The sequence below is a fragment of the Chryseobacterium sp. POE27 genome, assembly GCF_039727685.1.
Classification (GTDB): Bacteria; Bacteroidota; Bacteroidia; order Flavobacteriales; family Weeksellaceae; genus Chryseobacterium.
On record NZ_CP152475.1, the window covers coordinates 1,729,024 to 1,744,626 of the forward strand.

Here is a 15,603-nt window from a genome sequence, read left to right on the forward strand (position 1 = left end):
TATTAAGCAAAAAAAGTTACCTTTGCAGTAAGAAATGGCACAGTTAGATTACATAAAAGAGATAGCGAAATATGGTCTTGAAAATGACCAGGAACGCCTATTAACTGTGCTGAACGAATTAATTGAGCATTCAAAAAAAACAAAGAAGCTCAATTTCGCTATTCAACTTCAATCTATTTTAAAGGATAGCTTAAGACTCCAAAAGTCTAACGGATTAACAAAAGTTGGCTCAGAAACTCATCTCAATAGAATTGAAGATAAAGAGTTATCCGAACTTATTTTAGAGAAAATCACTTCTGATTACTCATTAGATAATATCATTGCCAACGAAAAGATATATACTGAACTAAAGTTTTTTATTGAGGAACACCATAAGATAGAAATCTTACAACAATTTGATTTACCAGTTTCTAATAAATTACTTTTGTACGGACCTTCGGGTTGCGGAAAAACTCTTGCTTCCTATGTTATTGCAGGCGAATTGGATAAAATGATGGTGGTTATTAATTTAGGTGCTATCGTTTCTTCTAAATTAGGCGAAACCAGTAAAAATCTATCTAAAATATTCAAAAAAGCAGCTACAGAAGATTGTATTATTTTCCTTGATGAATTTGATAGTTTAGGTAAAATAAGAGATTATAGCCAAGACCACGGCGAAATGAAACGTGTTGTGAATACAATACTTCAATTGTTTGATTATCTTCCTCAAAGTAGCATTGTTATAGCAGCAACAAATCAAAAAGATATGTTGGATGATGCTTTGCTAAGAAGATTTGATAACATCATTGGGTTTGAATTACCGAATGAAGCTGATATTAAAAAACTAATTGAATTGACGTTGAAAAATGGCAATTTTAAATTCGATAATAAAGCCGCTGCCAACAGAATTATTAAACAATCTATTGGCTTATCTTACTACAGCATCCAAAAAACCTTGATTACTGCTATCAAAAGAACTTTGTTTGCTTCTACCGAACCTAAGAATTTACTTTCCGCTCAAATCAATACAAGTATTTGGAAAACACTTGTGGAAACTGAAAAAACATTCTTTAAACGTCTAATTCTCCAGCTTCAAGTCCTGCATCAATATCAAGGTCTTGTATTACTTCAAGTTGGTTTATTAACTGAATTTCATCGTACAATTTTCCTGAATTATTTTTGATTGTTTCCTCAATAGATAAAACTATTGAGAAAGGAAATTCTGTAGGATAATCTTCTGGTAAACCACCCACCACCTGTTCAGATAATTTAGCGTGAACAGCCAGCTTGAAAGTATTTCCTTCACTATTCAAATCATCTACATTTACATTTAGAAATATTTTTTGAGTATTAGAATACGGTAATGGCTTTGATACATATCTACCATTTTCCGACCAGGATAATGTTGTTTTAAGCTTTGATGAAGCTTTTTCATCAGCTTTCATTATATCTTCTGCAGAATGATTTTTGAAAATACTGAAAGCCATATGAATAGGATTATAAGACAGCTGATTATTTTTAATCGGCAAAAATTTGAAACACAATGTAGCTGTAACTTTCAAAATGCCTCGTTTTTTTCCTAAATCATCATTAACCAAATATTCAGGAAAATTGATAGGATAAATTCTAATCTTGCCATTGCCAATAACATCTTCCAATATCATTGTCGCTGAATTCTCATCAGAATATAAACTTTTCAAATCATCTACTAAGCCGTTGCCAATTACTCTATTTCTCAACTTTGATACGTCTATTCCAAAAGGTACTAAGTTCAATGATGCGCCATTAATGATAAGCGCTTTTACACTTTCATTGGATAAAGAAGGATAATTTTTTATAATTTTTGCTGCAAGATTAGCTGTTAATGGAGCAGCGAAACTTGTACCCACTTCCTGCATAATTCCTATTTCTGGACGAGCCGATAATAATGTTAACGCAGGTTCATCCATCCAGTCTAAAGTATTGGCATTGTAATAACCCATATCGCCACCACTTTCAATTACATCTGGTTTGAAGTAGTTTTTATTTGTTTTTTTAGGATTGTAAATCACTGACAAATCTATATGACCTTTTCTGGTGTAGAGTGTTGGAAATTCTCGGCCTGATGCGATGCCTAAAAATGCGCCATCCTTTAAATTATCAGCTGCTGCACCAACCGTAACATTGTTCATGCTATCCGCAGGTGTTGATAGATTGGTATGGTCTCCGTGGAAATAAGACAAATCATAACTCGTATTTTCATTAATACAATTTTCATTGTTACCTGTACAAATAAAAATCAAGCTGTTTGTTTCGTAGGCAAATTTATCTAATGAATAGGTATAGTCAGAAAATGTTTCATTCTTATACATAAAGCTACTGTAGCAAGTTGTTAAGGTAAACAATCTGATTTGAGGATATTTATCTTTGGCATCATATAGCATATTCACTAAATCAATCTCCGAAATATAACCACTTCCGTTATCGCTTATTTTTATAGAAAGCAACTTTGCATCTGCCGTACCTCATTTTCAAAATTATTTCTATGATTAAGTCTTCCTAAAGCCACTAATCCAGCTACGGCTGTTCCGTGACCTAATCTATTTCTACCTGCCTGGTCTATTAATGGGCTTCCTGCAAGTGTGAAAGTTGTGTCGTCGATAATTAATGGAGCTAAAGCAGTTTGATGAGCAATACCGGTATCAACAATCCCAACAATTGGTAAATCATCGCCAACATTTTGAATATCGAAACCAAATTGGCGTTGAACTGTATTAAACTCGCTTGGTCTAATTGTAGTAAATGCAGAACTTGTAACACTTTCAATTATATCAAAGTTTTGAATAATCTTTTGAATTTGTTCGGGTATTGGATTTTGCAATTCAATTCTATCATTTTCGACATCGTGCTTATACACTATACCTGAGCTTTCAATATACGCAATTAATGACTGTACGAGCTCTTGTTTTACCGCTTCGTCTAATGGTAAATCTATTAAGGATAAGTAAACAAATTCTCCAATATTTTCTAATCTAACTTTCAGTATGTCATTTGCTTTTAGCAATTTAAATCCTGAAATATATTTAACATAATTAGAGTATTTCACATTTTGATTGTTATCTAATGCATGCAAAATAAAATTATTGACATTTGTGATAAAGGTTTGAAACTTGTCACGGTCAACTACTGCAAATAATCCTTTTTTAGCAAAATCATAAAAGGCTGTTGCTTCCAAACCGAAATCATTATAATAATCCTGAAAATATTTATTGATAACAAATTGGTCTTGAAAAGCAATCTTTACATAATCTATATTATACGGAATTTCTAGAGTAGTATCTTTCAGATTCTTTTTTTCTTCTACATCTGCAGTAAATCTCGTAATATCCACTCTTAAAGATGTAGCCAGCCTAAAATAGTTTTTAGGTGCAGCGTCTTCATCCTCTTTATTACTATCAAAGCCATAATTATATTTGAAATCTTTGATTTCAGATAGTTGTTTTTCGCTTAAGAATTTAAGATGAGATTTATTTGCCATTAATTTAGTTAATAGTTTTTAGACTTATTTAATTTACAAAATATATCAAAATAGTGTTTTTATTGAAATGTAAAGATAAGAAAAGCATTTTAGTGTTTGAATATGAGAATCTGTACTTCTTGTATAATTAAAAGTCTAATATTATACAAATGAGTAAATCGCAGGCGTATGTTAATAAAGATAATAGTCGATCCTGTCAGTAATGTAGAATATTATGTGGAATCACGCAGAATTATCTTGTTAGCGAACCTGGCGTAAGCCAGCAGAACAGTTTCCAAGATAGAGCAAAATGAAGAGGTAGAAGATTATACATTTATATTTTCTAATATATTTGAATTCCTAAGGTATAGTTTAAATATATAAAAAAAAATTATGCTCTTACTGTTTTCCGTAAGTCACCATTTTATTATATCGCTACTTTTGAAAGGGTATTTTGAAACATAATATTCTATTAAAGTTCATAAATTACTTTTAAATTCATCTGCGGTTACGAATTAATTATTAAATTGCAACAACTAATAACGACTCATCATGAATAAACCAAATAGACAATCTCCATTTAATTTGAGCAAAAGCTTTACTTAATTTCTTGGTCATTATAGGCAACTCTTTTTTGCCTAGTCCGCTGTTTGAGGCAATATTTATTTTCATAAAATCATATTATGAAATTTCTAGACACTGCAGACTGGCATATTAGTCAGCTGTTTCACTAATATGACCGCAGCTACGAACATCAGCAATTTCTGAATTGGCCGGTAGAAAAATTTATAGCCGAAAAAATCGAGGTACTGCTGATTAGTGGCGATATCTTCAACAGCTCCAATCTATCTAAAAAAAGATATTTGTATTAAACTAGAAATTTGTAGAGTCCATCCTCCGTATATGCAAGAAAACCATCTAACGAGAAACAAAAATTAATATGAGTTTAAAAAGTGATATCGAAGAAATTTTTAGAAAAAATACAGGTTATGCTGAACCTGAACATGCAATAAATCAGGCTGAATCATTAAAATCTTTATCTGTTGATCTTTATACTGATTCAAAAAGGTTTGTTTATGAATTACTACAAAATGCTGATGACTCAGTAATACCAGGAGTGTCAGTAAAGGTAGGAATAAGGCTTTTTGATGATTTTCTAGTTGTAGCACATACTGGCAAACCTTTTGACAAAAGAGATTTAAGAGGCATCTGCGGTGTTAGTGATGGAACTAAAAAAAAGTCAATTGAAAAAACAGGTTATAAAGGTATAGGTTTTAAAGCTGTATTTGGGCAATCAGATAATGTAGTTATTTATTCAAATGGAGATTATTTTAGATTTGATTCAAATTATCCTTTCGAATGGAATACTAAATGGGGAGATAGTCAGCAAAATTGGGAAAAAGATAATGATAGATTATTTTATTATCCCTGGCAAATTATACCAATATATACCGAACCAGAAGAGGTTGATGAAAGAATCAACACCTTTATAAATCATGGAGGGTATACAGTAGCAACAATTATTTTATTATCAAAAGGCAAACATGAAGTTAAAAAAGCAGTTGAAGAATTATCATCAAATGTCAATATGTTTTTATTTCTTAAAAACATACAAGAATTAGACTTTAATTTAAGAACTCCAAATGTTATTACTTTAAATAGAGAACAAGGCTCAGCAACTGTTGAAATAAAACAGAATGGAAGTACTAAGTTTTCATGGATAATTAAATCTGTTAAAGTAAAAGTTCCAAAAGAAATAAGATTAAAGTTAGAAGAAGAAAAGAATATTCCGGATAAACTTTTGAATGCGACCGAAACGGAGTTAACATTTGCAGCAAAAATAGATCAAGATACTATCCAAAAGCTTAGCAGTGACGAAAGATTACTTTATTCATATCTTCCTACTGAAGAAACAAAATATGCTTTTCCTGTCTTAGTTAATAGTAGCTTTGTGATGAGTGCAAATAGAGAGACATTACATGAAGACTCAAAATGGAATAAATGGCTTTTTAAAAGTATTCCTTCTGAATTATTAAATTGGATCTCAGAATTGGTATGTGGAAAATTTGGACAGAGTGCTTATGAATTGATACCAATAAAACTATCTATCAGTAATATTTTAGCTTCGTCTTATCAAGATGGTTTATCAAGTGCTTTCAACTCAATTCCTTTTATTCTTTCAAATAAAAATGAATTAATTAAAGTTAATCAAGCAATAATTGACATTACTTCAATTTCAAAAAAAACTTTTATTACTGAAAGTGCTACAAGAGAATTTGTCATTGATAAAAATAACAGTCAAACAATTCATACAAATCCTTTTCTACCGTACACCGAATATGTTAAAATTTTGAAAAACAGTGGTGTTATTATTTTTGATTGGGAAGATGTGCCAAAATTGTTAGCATCAAAAACTTTCCTAAAAAGTCATTCTACTATTAATAATATTCAGCTAATTCAATTTTTTAAACAACAATGCGAAATAGAGAATCCAAAGAATATTATTGAAAGTAGAATTAAGAATTGGCCTTTTATTCTCGATCATAAAGAGAATATTCTTCCTCCATCCAATATTTATTTCCCTACACCTGACGATGAAAATTGGGATGACACCGATAGTGAAATTTCGTTTTTGCATGCCGATGTTCAAAAATTTTTACTACAAAATCCTGAAACACGGAATTGGTTAGAAAAGATAGGTGTAATTGAAAAAACAGATCTTTCTTATCTCAGAAAAACTATCATTGCTAATGCATCTGTGTATAGTAATCTCGAAAATACATTGGGAACTATATCGACTATTTTTAGTCTCTATAGTAAAAATGAAATTGGCAAAGATGAGCTTGAAAAACTATCTGAACTCAAACTACTTACCAGTAAAGGCAGTCTACTACCAGCAAGACGTTGCTATTTTTCCGACACCTATAATCCAAGGCTTAAATTACAAAAGGAGCTCCAGGATGATATTTTTATCAGTGAAAGCTATTTGTCTGATAATGCTGAAAAAGATGAGTGGAGACGCTTCTTTAAAATGATCGGTGTGAAAGATGGTATCACAGCTATATCATATCCTAAAACGAGCAAGTTAGAGTTAACTCAACAATATCAATTTTTAAATGATTATTTCGAAGAAGAAGATAAATGTTTTACACCTTTTCTATCGACATTTAGAGCAGATGAATATTCAGGATTAACAACTTTACTTTTTCTTGCCAAATCCAACCACATCAAGTTTTTAAAAATATTTTGGTCAGATGTTATTAAAAATATAAGTATTGAAGATTTTAATACTCCAGCAATAGCATATTGGGGGCAACAAGGGAAGCGAGGAAGAACTGAAGGTAATGAAGTTGAAAACTATTTAAAGTGGTATATCCAAAATAATGATTGTATTCCCACTCTGATGAATTCACGTAAGAAAGCAAGTGCGGTATATATTAACGCTGAAGATATTCTTAGTGTAGCAGGAAGCTATTTACCAATATTTTTTGAAGACGAGCTAACTCAAGATTGGAAAGCCTTTTTTAATTTCAAAACAAAATTATTATTAGAAGATTACTTAGAAATATTAACGAAGATAGCTTCTGATACTAACAAAGATGGTAAAGTAAAGACAGAGAATGTCACTCGCATTCAATCCATATATAAAATTCTATTAGATCAATGCACTAATTGGAGTCACGAAGATATTTTAATAGTTGAGGAATGGGTAGCTAATGGCTATCTACTAAGCACTAAAAATGTTTTTGTTGAATGTCGCCAGCTTAAATTTTTCGTAGATGGCAATGAATCAATTTTTCAAGATCAATTTCCTTTTTTAGCTGTTAACGCTGAAAACAAGCAGTCTTCGTCTTTAGAATTTTTCTTAGAGTGTCTTAAAATAAAAATATTGAGAGAAGGTGATTTCGAATTGATTCATTCCAAAGAAGAAATTTGTTCCAATTTGATTGATAAATTGAAGTCAATTGCTCCATACTTCAAAGCATGGATTGAGAATCAATCAAACGATCACAATACTAGAGATTCATTAGAAAATCTTGAGTATAATATTAATCTGCTCAATGTTTTTCAAGCTGATGAGCTCAAAATTAAATATGCCGATGTTGATTTTATAAAGAATGTAAATGTTCATTTTAATAACTTAAACCTTTTTGTCACAAATCCGTGGAATAGCAATAGTGTTTTATTGAAATTACCTGAAATCCTATGCCGATATTTTTATCTGTTGGGTCACGACAAGAAATTGGACTTTTTGCTAAGATCAAGCGAAAGCGAAATACAGCAACATTTTACTCAAGAAAATATTGACATCCCTGAAAAAGTTAGTGGTACAGATATTACACGTAATATTGAAAATAATCACGATGACTTTTATCAAGTAAAAAAAACAGCTGATAAATCTATTATACCTTCCGATTTCTATCATTTATCAAAGTCCGATTTTGACTCATTAAATTATGCCAAAAGTATTATAGATAGAGCTTTAAAGAATGTTATTAAATATCTTCAAACCCTTTCAGAATATGATTGTAATGAACATTATATAATTGCAGAAAGTGTAATTGGAGGCATTAAAAAAAATGGAAATGAAATAACAGTTGTAGCAAGACCATCCGATGATGATTTCATCTTGTTATACTATACTTCGGAGTTTGATGTTCTTGAATATGTCGATGCTGAATTATGGTGTGAAGACGGTTTACACGCACCTAAACAAGTAACATTGGGTCAGTTACTAAAAAAAACCGGTATTAATAAAATTCCAGTGAAGAATATTCATGTTTCTTACTCAGAACTTGATGCACTACTAACTACTCCCAAGAATGAAGAATTAGAATTTAATGCAGTTCCATTTGTTCCACAAAAGATAGCTCAAATTATTTCATCATTTGCAAATTCTAATGGGGGATCATTGATTTTTGGAATTAAGGAGATAAATCTGAATAACAATGAGATGGTAGGTCTAAGTAATGATTTCAGAATTGATGAAATCACTAAAAAAAGCGATTTCATTACTTCAACCTATTCCACATATAGAATATGACTGGGTACAGATAGCAGATAAATCTATTTTTATGATCAAGACTACTAAATCAGAAACTGATATTTTACTTGACAACAAAAAATACATAAGAAAGGAATCTAAATCATTTGTAGAAGAAACATCAGCCGAATCTGGAATAACATTACATGTTCCAAGCTTTAATAAAACAATTGCAATTATAATTGGGATTGAAGACTATTTTCCAAAAAATAATATATCACCTGTTAAGTATGCAAATTCTGATTGCCAAAGGTTTAAGGATATACTAATAAATAATTTAGACGTAAAAGAAGATGAAATCTACACGTTTATAAATGAAGAGGCTCTGAAAAGTTCAATAGAATATGAGTTAAAACAACTCTTTCATTACTTAACCGAAACTGATCGATTAATTTTTTACTATGTAGGACACGGCTTTCATAATGGTATAACTAATTATTTGTCAACCTACGATATGCTTAAAAGTAACATACCTGAAACGGCAGTTTCATTAAGAAGAATTTTATTAGATCCACTACAAAAATCTAAATGTAAAAATGCACTTATTTTTATAGACGCCTGCGCACAAAGTTTTCAAGATGAAAATGAAAGAAACCAAATTTCTAATATTAACGAAGAAGAACTATTGTTACTTTCTAATGATTTCCCGCATTATGCTACGTTTTTATCATGTCAATCAGGGCAAAGCTCATATTCAAGTGACAATCTAAGAAATGGCATATGGACGTATCATCTCTCGGAAGCTATAAGTGGTAATATCCCTGAAGTAATTAAAGCTAATAGATATATTACGGATAGATTACTTAGCGATTATCTTTCGACCAATGTATCCGAATATGCAATGAATGAACTTGGAAAGCATCAGAATCCAAAAACAATATTTGATTCAAGCTTTGAAAATGTTATTGCTGAGTCTAAACTTTAATAGCGAATAGTTATTATGTAGCACTAATAAACAAAAACTGACATTAATGAGCAATAAAGAACTATACAACAAATATGATCTCCTTCTTCCTCCAAAACTTGATGGGGGCTATTTGGTTATTGTTCTTTACGAAAAAATTAAAAACCGTGAAATTGAGGAATACTTCACCCAAAAAGAAATTAACGACATCCTTTCAGATATCAAATCTGAATTCAACCTGGAAAACATTCGTCCATGGAACAATATTAAAGATCAGCTCTTTCACTATTTCCTGCGTAACATCCCTGATGAGCCATGGAAGTATTATCTAACGGAGTATGCAAAAGATGTAGTAGGTTTGATGATAGGCAAATTAGAAAATTCTCACAAAGACCTTCCGCTCAAAAAAAGTATCCAAGACTCTTTTACCATACGATATGGAGAAACCGAAACTATTGACGAACTGGAAAGAAAATTCGGAAGGATATTTATTCAGGGTTCAAAAAAAATTATAATTGATCATCTCGAAGCCTTAGAAGATGAATTGCGGGAGGCTTACAAAGCGTTAAACGATATTCTTAGGAAGGAAGACGAGCAGAGTGCTACTTCTTTAGTCCAAAATTTTACTATTATTTTTAAAAAATTTGGACAAAGAGCAGAGGATATTACGGAAGCGATCATTTTTAAAGACCAATTTCTTAGCAGTTTACTTTCGGTAGTTGACTATTTTTACAGAAAACTGGAAGACGATGGAAAGTTTAGTCCTAACGATATTCAAAAAAGCAGAGCTGATTGGGAAAAAGCGCAGGACATTTATACAGATATCAGAAATTTTTTCAATTCGGTAGACCTCAAAGTACACATTATACGCAGGCAGATTAACCATGCCAGTGAAAAATTAACTGAATTGCAGGAGCAGTTTTCTGCCCGTGCCTTCTTTAGGCTGCAACTCAAAAAATTACACCGTACCATGCTGGAAATATCTGAATACACTTCGGATGGTGTTCGGTTTAGTAATAAGTTTAGTAATAATTTTCCGCTCAAACAGCTGGTGCATGAACCTGTGCGAATGTTTTACGCAAGGTATTACGAATTTGAGCAGCCACAACCCAATTACATTATAAGCGTTGAGGCAGATGAGAGGTATGAGCGTATTGAGAAGGATAAGATAGAAAAAGAAATCAGCCGGCAGCAAATCATTAATCAGTGGGTAGAAAAAGCCAAAAATATGCTTGAAGACAGAGGGCAACTGGCGGTAGATGAGCTGATGAATATGGTTTTGCATACTGAAAAGGATTTATCTGTCGCCTACCTGGTGGCTTCCCGCATGATCGCTTACGTATCTGAAAATAATAAGGCAAGCATAGATATAGAACAAAAAATCATTTCCTTACCTCAACAAAATCTATCCCTATGGAAAACGAAAATTATGAAATAAGCGATTATTCTTTCTTGGCTGAAGAATCAATTGAAAAACATTTTGCGGACATCAACATATTATTGTTGTCGGGCAAGCATATTGATCAAAAGTATTATGTAGCCTATACAGTACTGGAAAGTTATGAAGCACAATGGAAAAATTTTTACAGGAACTTGTACAGGCTCAACCTCGTGGCTGATATTTTTGATCGAAGCCGATATTATTATCTGGATTTTACAGAAAATGAGAAGGGAAAATTAAACTATTCAAGCCGCAATAGAGAACTTACTCCATTGCAAACACTGGTTGGATTAACGCTTCTGGATATGTATTATCAAAGGTATTTCGATGAAGAAAAGATTATACACTGGAACGATATCAAAATACAAATATTAGAAAGCGATCACCAGGAAGCATATAAAAGGATTTTACTTAATGACATTCGGGAATCTTATGATGAAAAAGAGTGGAACGAGGTTCACGGAAAATTCAGCAAAACGATAGATAATTTTGATAAAATGGGTTGGGTCGAAAAACAATCAGGTAAAAGTGAAGAACTGGTTTTCGAAATCCGTCCGGCCATTCACCGTTTAGCCAAATTGTATAATCAGGAACTCCAGAATTTTGAGGCCTTTAGTCAGCAACTTAGAAACGACGATTCGCTATGAATTATCCGAGAATTTATTCCTTATCAACAGTTGGTATCCTTAAGCATTTCAAACATGATTATGTTTTTCATCCTATAAGAACTGATTTTATTGGCTCGAACGGTGTTGGAAAATCCATCATAGCAGATCTACTTCAGATGATTTTTGTATATGACAAAGACCTGATAAAATTCGGCACAGATGGGATAAAAACCGAAGATCGGCAGATTAACACACTTCCCTATCAAACAAAATGGGCCTATTGCTTTTTGAATATTGAAGTCGATCCTGGTCAGTTCATCACTATTGGAATACAAATCAACAGCCAGAAAGGAAGGCGTATTATTCCATTTGTAATAACCAAGCAGGCAGATATTAGCGTAGATATAAGCGAGCTGACCCTTAAGAAACAAGATTTACTTTTTGCGAAAAATTTATTAAAAGTATATGAAAAGAATGAAGAAATACTAGACTTAAAGGATTTGGCCATATTTCTTCATGAAAAGCATCAGCTTCGATTAAATTATTTCAGTAATAATGAAGAGGTCAGCAAGTATTACAAATTTCTTTATGACAAAAAGATACTGCCGCTCAACCTTAGCCAGGATAAAAACTTAAAAGCCTTTGCTAAGGTAATCCAGTCTTTTTCCAAAGCAAAGACACTCAATCTAAGTGGTAATCAGGCGTCTAAAAACCTAAAGGAGTTTCTCTTTGAAGAATCAGATGAAGATATTTTGGCAAACTTTCAAAAAGAACAGGCTGAACTTGAGAAGATATTGCGTGAATATGAAAGCTTAAATAAAGACATTGAAAATTTGTCCAACAAGCAAAAAAATGTTAACCAGCTTACGGGAGTTGGAACAATCTCACAAAGTAAAATTTAAATCTTTTAAACAAGCTGAATTACAAAACACCTATATAGAACTAAAGCAATTAGAAAAAAGAGAATCAGAAGGAAAGACACTACTAAAGATCCAAGAAGCTGAATTTAATGACCTAAAAGCAGTTGTTGAAAATCTTCCGGCAGAAGAAGAAGTAATACAAAAAAGTTACGATGAAGCCGATACAAACTTTAATATGTTCAGCCGCTATCAAGACCTCTCCAACAGTATAGAAAAGTTGAGTAAAGATATCGACGAACTTAAAATGTTTATTCACCCTGAAGTAGATGACAGCTGGTTAAATGAGATACAGAGAATTGATGTTTTAAGCAGAAACAATGAAGATATTAAAAGAGAAATTACTTTTGCGAAACCTTATCTGGAAAAGTATAAAACATTTGAAAATATTATCCGAATCAGAAAAGAGCAATTGGAGATTTTGGATGAATTGAAATCATCATTAAAAAATGATAAAACAACCAAAGAAAGACTATTAGGGCTATTGCAAGACAACGATGAGAATGGACTTTTAAACTGGTACATTAAGAATCTACCCCAGTTTGGTCATGAACAATTACAGACGGTTTTGTATTATGCAACCAAACCGATTTCTGAAATGTCTAATCCTAACAATTCATCTCAATATATCAACCCTGATGAGCTGATTAATAATTTTAAAGCAACCCTATCTGAAGAAGGTTTTTGGGTAAAACTGGGTGCACTATATCAATTTATACAATTTAATCCAGATGTAATGCTGTTAGAAGACAAGACAAATCTGGAAAAATCTTTAAGGCAACTAATTCAAAAGTTGAGCACTGAAATCAGTTCAATAAATATCAAGCTAGAAGCATTACAGAATATTTCCGATGGAAGGATTTACGATGTAAATCTATTTGACTATTCCTTTGATATCTCTATTGCTGTTTTTAGCAATATTGAAAAAATGAAAAATGCAGTAGCCTGTATCTTACAGATTGATGAAAAGACCTCACAATTGCAATCGCTAAAAAAAAGAGAGGAAGAAGAACTATTGGAAATCAAAAGCCAGTTTAAGGTTAAATATGATGAGCCTGAAGTCGTAAAAAAAGGAGTTGTTGAAGGTTCGTAAAGAATGGAGCGATAGGAAAGATATGTTTTATGAACAAAAAGGGGTTAAACAAACAAAGCTCAGAACTCTGGAAAGTAATATACAACGTGATAAACAGGATTTACAAATAATCATCGGTAATTTAACAAATAAGCAAACGACATTTAATACGCTTACTAGTATTTATTATAATCATTTCCAAGAAAACATAGACGTCTTTCCACTGGTATTTCAGAACGCAGAAGAACTAGAGCAGGTTCATAATGAGTTGTGGGAAGAATATAAAACAGCATTTATCGTCATTTCTAATTCATTTGAGGAAACGAGTAATCAGAAGAATCCAGCAGTACAATTAACTATTAAAGACCAGAGTTTTTCATTCAGGGTTTTGGAAGAAGCATTATTAGGAAATAGGATTAAATCTACGGATGATATTGCCACCGCTTTGAATGAAGCCAATCAAACTCGGAATACTATCGCTAATGGTATTAGAGATAACATGTTCAAAATATTCAGTAAAACCACCGAACGGTATGAAAAATATGAAAGCCAGGTCAAAAGAATCAATACATTTTTTGTTGATCGTAAAATCAGCAATAAATTTTATTTCAATCTTAAATTTGAGCCGAATAAAGAAATAAAGATCGATTACATCCGGCAAATGGCGTATGAAGTGAGAAATACCGCGACGAAGGGAGAGTTACAATTTGGACAATCTATTGTTGATTTTATAGAGGAATTTTTCAAAAAGCAGGCGAAAATTAAAAATTCAGTGCCAATTGATAAACTGCTAAATCCCAAAACGTATTTTGAACTTTCTGCCAAACTTACCGATCAGTTTGGAACAGAAGTGCCAGGAAGTACAGGAGAAACCTACTCTGCTATTGCACTCCTGGGTATCGCAAGGCTATCAGCTGTACAAAAGGAAAAACGTGATGGCTTACGATTTATTATTTTAGAAGAATTGGGAAGTCTGGATAATACTAATTTCAATACTTTTCCTGCGATCGCAAAAGAATTTCAGTACCAAATTATTACGATGGCCCCCCATACCTTCAATATAGGACTGTCTGACGAATGGTATGCGCATCACCTAATTAAAGGAAATAAAGATGATAACATCAATCATTATCCTTCGGCTTCATATTTTAAAACCAATGATAATAACGAAGATCTGAATATTTACATAAACCAATTAGAGAGAGATGAATTGGATTGAATTAAGAGCATTAAATAGTTTATATAAGACTGGTGAAGTAAAATTGAATGAAACTTTAAAACAAAGTGGTGAAATCAATTATTTGATCAATTCATTAAGCGTGCTTGACCGGTCACATACAACCCTTTTCGTTTTAGAAGACTTTGATAAAATATACGAAAAAGATTATCTGGAAAAATATAATCAATATATAACTTTCCTAACTGAAAATAATCTTCTAAAGCCTTGGATCCGCTTTGACGAAAAAGACATTCAAATACTTATAAGCATAAAAGAGGATATGGATAATGGTAATCTCGAACCCTTGCGCGAACAGATTATAAAAAATGAAGCTACTGTGAGAATTGTATCGCTTATGTTTTTCAAAAATGAAAAGTATTTATTAGGAAAAGACGCTTTAATCAATACTGTAAAAATAATTTTAAACATTCAAGAGTTAGCTGATGATAAAGATTTGCAATACAAGTATGTACTGGAATGTTACCATCCAAAATGCATCGTATTGTGTGAAAATATTGATTTTTTAAAGCGCCCGACTTTGGCCCGGGCAAATCATATCGAACTGTGGTATGCCGGTGGTAAAAATATTACCAAACTGGATTACGCAGATACCAGAGGCTTGCCCATTTATTATTCGTGTGACTGGGATTATGATGGGCTATTTATTATTTATCCTTTGGTAAAAGAGAAAATACCAAGTATTACACTGCTAACTCCTAACGCCGCCCCAAAAACAATTAAAGAGACAGAACATCTTAGTAGATGGGAAAATATTGGAGATAAGAACATTGACTTGCTGCTAGCTGATACTCAAAAAATCATTCTAAATGGTTTGATTCAGCGTGATGAATGGATTATTGAAGAAGCGAACCTGCTATTGGAAATGTTAGAAGATGAAGCATTTTAACTAAGGCTATCGACAA

At 32.1% G+C, this 15,603-nt stretch carries 12 protein-coding genes; 9 read left to right on the forward strand and 3 right to left on the reverse strand.

Annotated features, from left to right (window positions below; translation table 11 throughout):
• Positions 1 to 34: 34 nt before the first annotated feature.
• Complete coding sequence (locus AAHI02_RS08185; RefSeq protein ID WP_346986210.1) at positions 35 to 1,162, forward strand: ATP-binding protein; 1,128 nt, start codon at positions 35 to 37, stop codon at positions 1,160 to 1,162.
• On the opposite strand, the gene AAHI02_RS08190 is transcribed toward AAHI02_RS08185, so the two are convergent.
• The 3 genes from AAHI02_RS08190 to AAHI02_RS08200 all read right to left on the reverse strand — a co-directional run bounded on the left by AAHI02_RS08190 (position 1,050) and on the right by AAHI02_RS08200 (position 4,147).
• A complete protein-coding gene (locus AAHI02_RS08190; RefSeq protein ID WP_346986211.1) occupies positions 1,050 to 2,465 on the reverse strand; it encodes a S8 family serine peptidase in 1,416 nt (471 codons plus the stop codon). The two genes, AAHI02_RS08185 and AAHI02_RS08190, sit on opposite strands and share 113 nt — an antisense overlap.
• Positions 2,453 to 3,496, reverse strand: a complete 1,044-nt coding sequence (locus AAHI02_RS08195; protein ID WP_346986212.1) for a hypothetical protein — start codon at positions 3,494 to 3,496, stop codon at positions 2,453 to 2,455. Before AAHI02_RS08195 ends, AAHI02_RS08190 begins: the two co-directional genes overlap by 13 nt.
• 501 nt (positions 3,497 to 3,997) lie before the next feature.
• Positions 3,998 to 4,147: a hypothetical protein gene (locus AAHI02_RS08200; RefSeq protein WP_346986213.1), complete on the reverse strand. Its 150-nt coding sequence runs from the start codon at positions 4,145 to 4,147 to the stop codon at positions 3,998 to 4,000.
• A gap of 268 nt (positions 4,148 to 4,415) precedes the next feature.
• Here AAHI02_RS08200 and AAHI02_RS08205 point away from each other — a divergent pair, with 268 nt between their 5' ends.
• Genes AAHI02_RS08205 through AAHI02_RS08240 form a run of 8 tightly spaced genes read left to right on the forward strand, consistent with a single transcriptional unit; the run spans position 4,416 to position 15,587 of the window.
• The gene (locus tag AAHI02_RS08205) at positions 4,416 to 8,519 is read left to right on the forward strand and encodes an RNA-binding domain-containing protein (protein ID WP_346986214.1); all 4,104 of its coding nucleotides are present in this window, start codon (positions 4,416 to 4,418) and stop codon (positions 8,517 to 8,519) included.
• Entirely contained in the window at positions 8,461 to 9,444 is a 984-nt protein-coding gene (locus tag AAHI02_RS08210) for a caspase family protein (protein WP_346986215.1), read from the forward strand. The genes AAHI02_RS08205 and AAHI02_RS08210 overlap by 59 nt, the downstream gene beginning before the upstream one ends.
• Before the next feature lie 46 nt (positions 9,445 to 9,490).
• The gene (locus AAHI02_RS08215) at positions 9,491 to 10,861 is read left to right on the forward strand and encodes a hypothetical protein (RefSeq protein ID WP_346986216.1); all 1,371 of its coding nucleotides are present in this window, start codon (positions 9,491 to 9,493) and stop codon (positions 10,859 to 10,861) included.
• Positions 10,837 to 11,511, forward strand: coding sequence for a hypothetical protein (locus tag AAHI02_RS08220; protein ID WP_346986217.1), 675 nt, complete (start codon positions 10,837 to 10,839; stop codon positions 11,509 to 11,511). Before AAHI02_RS08215 ends, AAHI02_RS08220 begins: the two co-directional genes overlap by 25 nt.
• Positions 11,508 to 12,374, forward strand: coding sequence for a hypothetical protein (locus AAHI02_RS08225; RefSeq protein WP_346986218.1), 867 nt, complete (start codon positions 11,508 to 11,510; stop codon positions 12,372 to 12,374). The genes AAHI02_RS08220 and AAHI02_RS08225 overlap by 4 nt, the downstream gene beginning before the upstream one ends.
• Complete coding sequence (locus tag AAHI02_RS08230) at positions 12,325 to 13,482, forward strand: hypothetical protein (RefSeq protein ID WP_346986219.1); 1,158 nt, start codon at positions 12,325 to 12,327, stop codon at positions 13,480 to 13,482. Before AAHI02_RS08225 ends, AAHI02_RS08230 begins: the two co-directional genes overlap by 50 nt.
• Positions 13,469 to 14,680 (forward strand): hypothetical protein, encoded by a 1,212-nt coding sequence (locus AAHI02_RS08235; protein ID WP_346986220.1) that lies wholly within the window; start codon positions 13,469 to 13,471, stop codon positions 14,678 to 14,680. The genes AAHI02_RS08230 and AAHI02_RS08235 overlap by 14 nt, the downstream gene beginning before the upstream one ends.
• Positions 14,667 to 15,587, forward strand: coding sequence for a hypothetical protein (locus AAHI02_RS08240; RefSeq protein ID WP_346986221.1), 921 nt, complete (start codon positions 14,667 to 14,669; stop codon positions 15,585 to 15,587). The genes AAHI02_RS08235 and AAHI02_RS08240 overlap by 14 nt, the downstream gene beginning before the upstream one ends.
• The last annotated feature ends 16 nt before the right edge of the window (positions 15,588 to 15,603 follow it).

What these genes read in the sequence shown, in the direction of transcription:
- AAHI02_RS08200 (WP_346986213.1), bottom strand. Translation starts at nt 4,147, where the DNA reads ATGAAAATAAATATTGCCTCAAACAGCGGACTAGGCAAAAAAGAGTTG.
- AAHI02_RS08240 (WP_346986221.1), top strand. Translation starts at nt 14,667, where the DNA reads ATGAATTGGATTGAATTAAGAGCATTAAATAGTTTATATAAGACTGGT.
- AAHI02_RS08210 (WP_346986215.1), top strand. Translation starts at nt 8,461, where the DNA reads ATGAAATCACTAAAAAAAGCGATTTCATTACTTCAACCTATTCCACAT.
- AAHI02_RS08195 (WP_346986212.1), bottom strand. Translation starts at nt 3,496, where the DNA reads ATGGCAAATAAATCTCATCTTAAATTCTTAAGCGAAAAACAACTATCT.
- AAHI02_RS08215 (WP_346986216.1), top strand. Translation starts at nt 9,491, where the DNA reads ATGAGCAATAAAGAACTATACAACAAATATGATCTCCTTCTTCCTCCA.
- AAHI02_RS08220 (WP_346986217.1), top strand. Translation starts at nt 10,837, where the DNA reads ATGGAAAACGAAAATTATGAAATAAGCGATTATTCTTTCTTGGCTGAA.
- AAHI02_RS08225 (WP_346986218.1), top strand. Translation starts at nt 11,508, where the DNA reads ATGAATTATCCGAGAATTTATTCCTTATCAACAGTTGGTATCCTTAAG.
- AAHI02_RS08185 (WP_346986210.1), top strand. Translation starts at nt 35, where the DNA reads ATGGCACAGTTAGATTACATAAAAGAGATAGCGAAATATGGTCTTGAA.
- AAHI02_RS08205 (WP_346986214.1), top strand. Translation starts at nt 4,416, where the DNA reads ATGAGTTTAAAAAGTGATATCGAAGAAATTTTTAGAAAAAATACAGGT.
- AAHI02_RS08230 (WP_346986219.1), top strand. Translation starts at nt 12,325, where the DNA reads ATGTTAACCAGCTTACGGGAGTTGGAACAATCTCACAAAGTAAAATTT.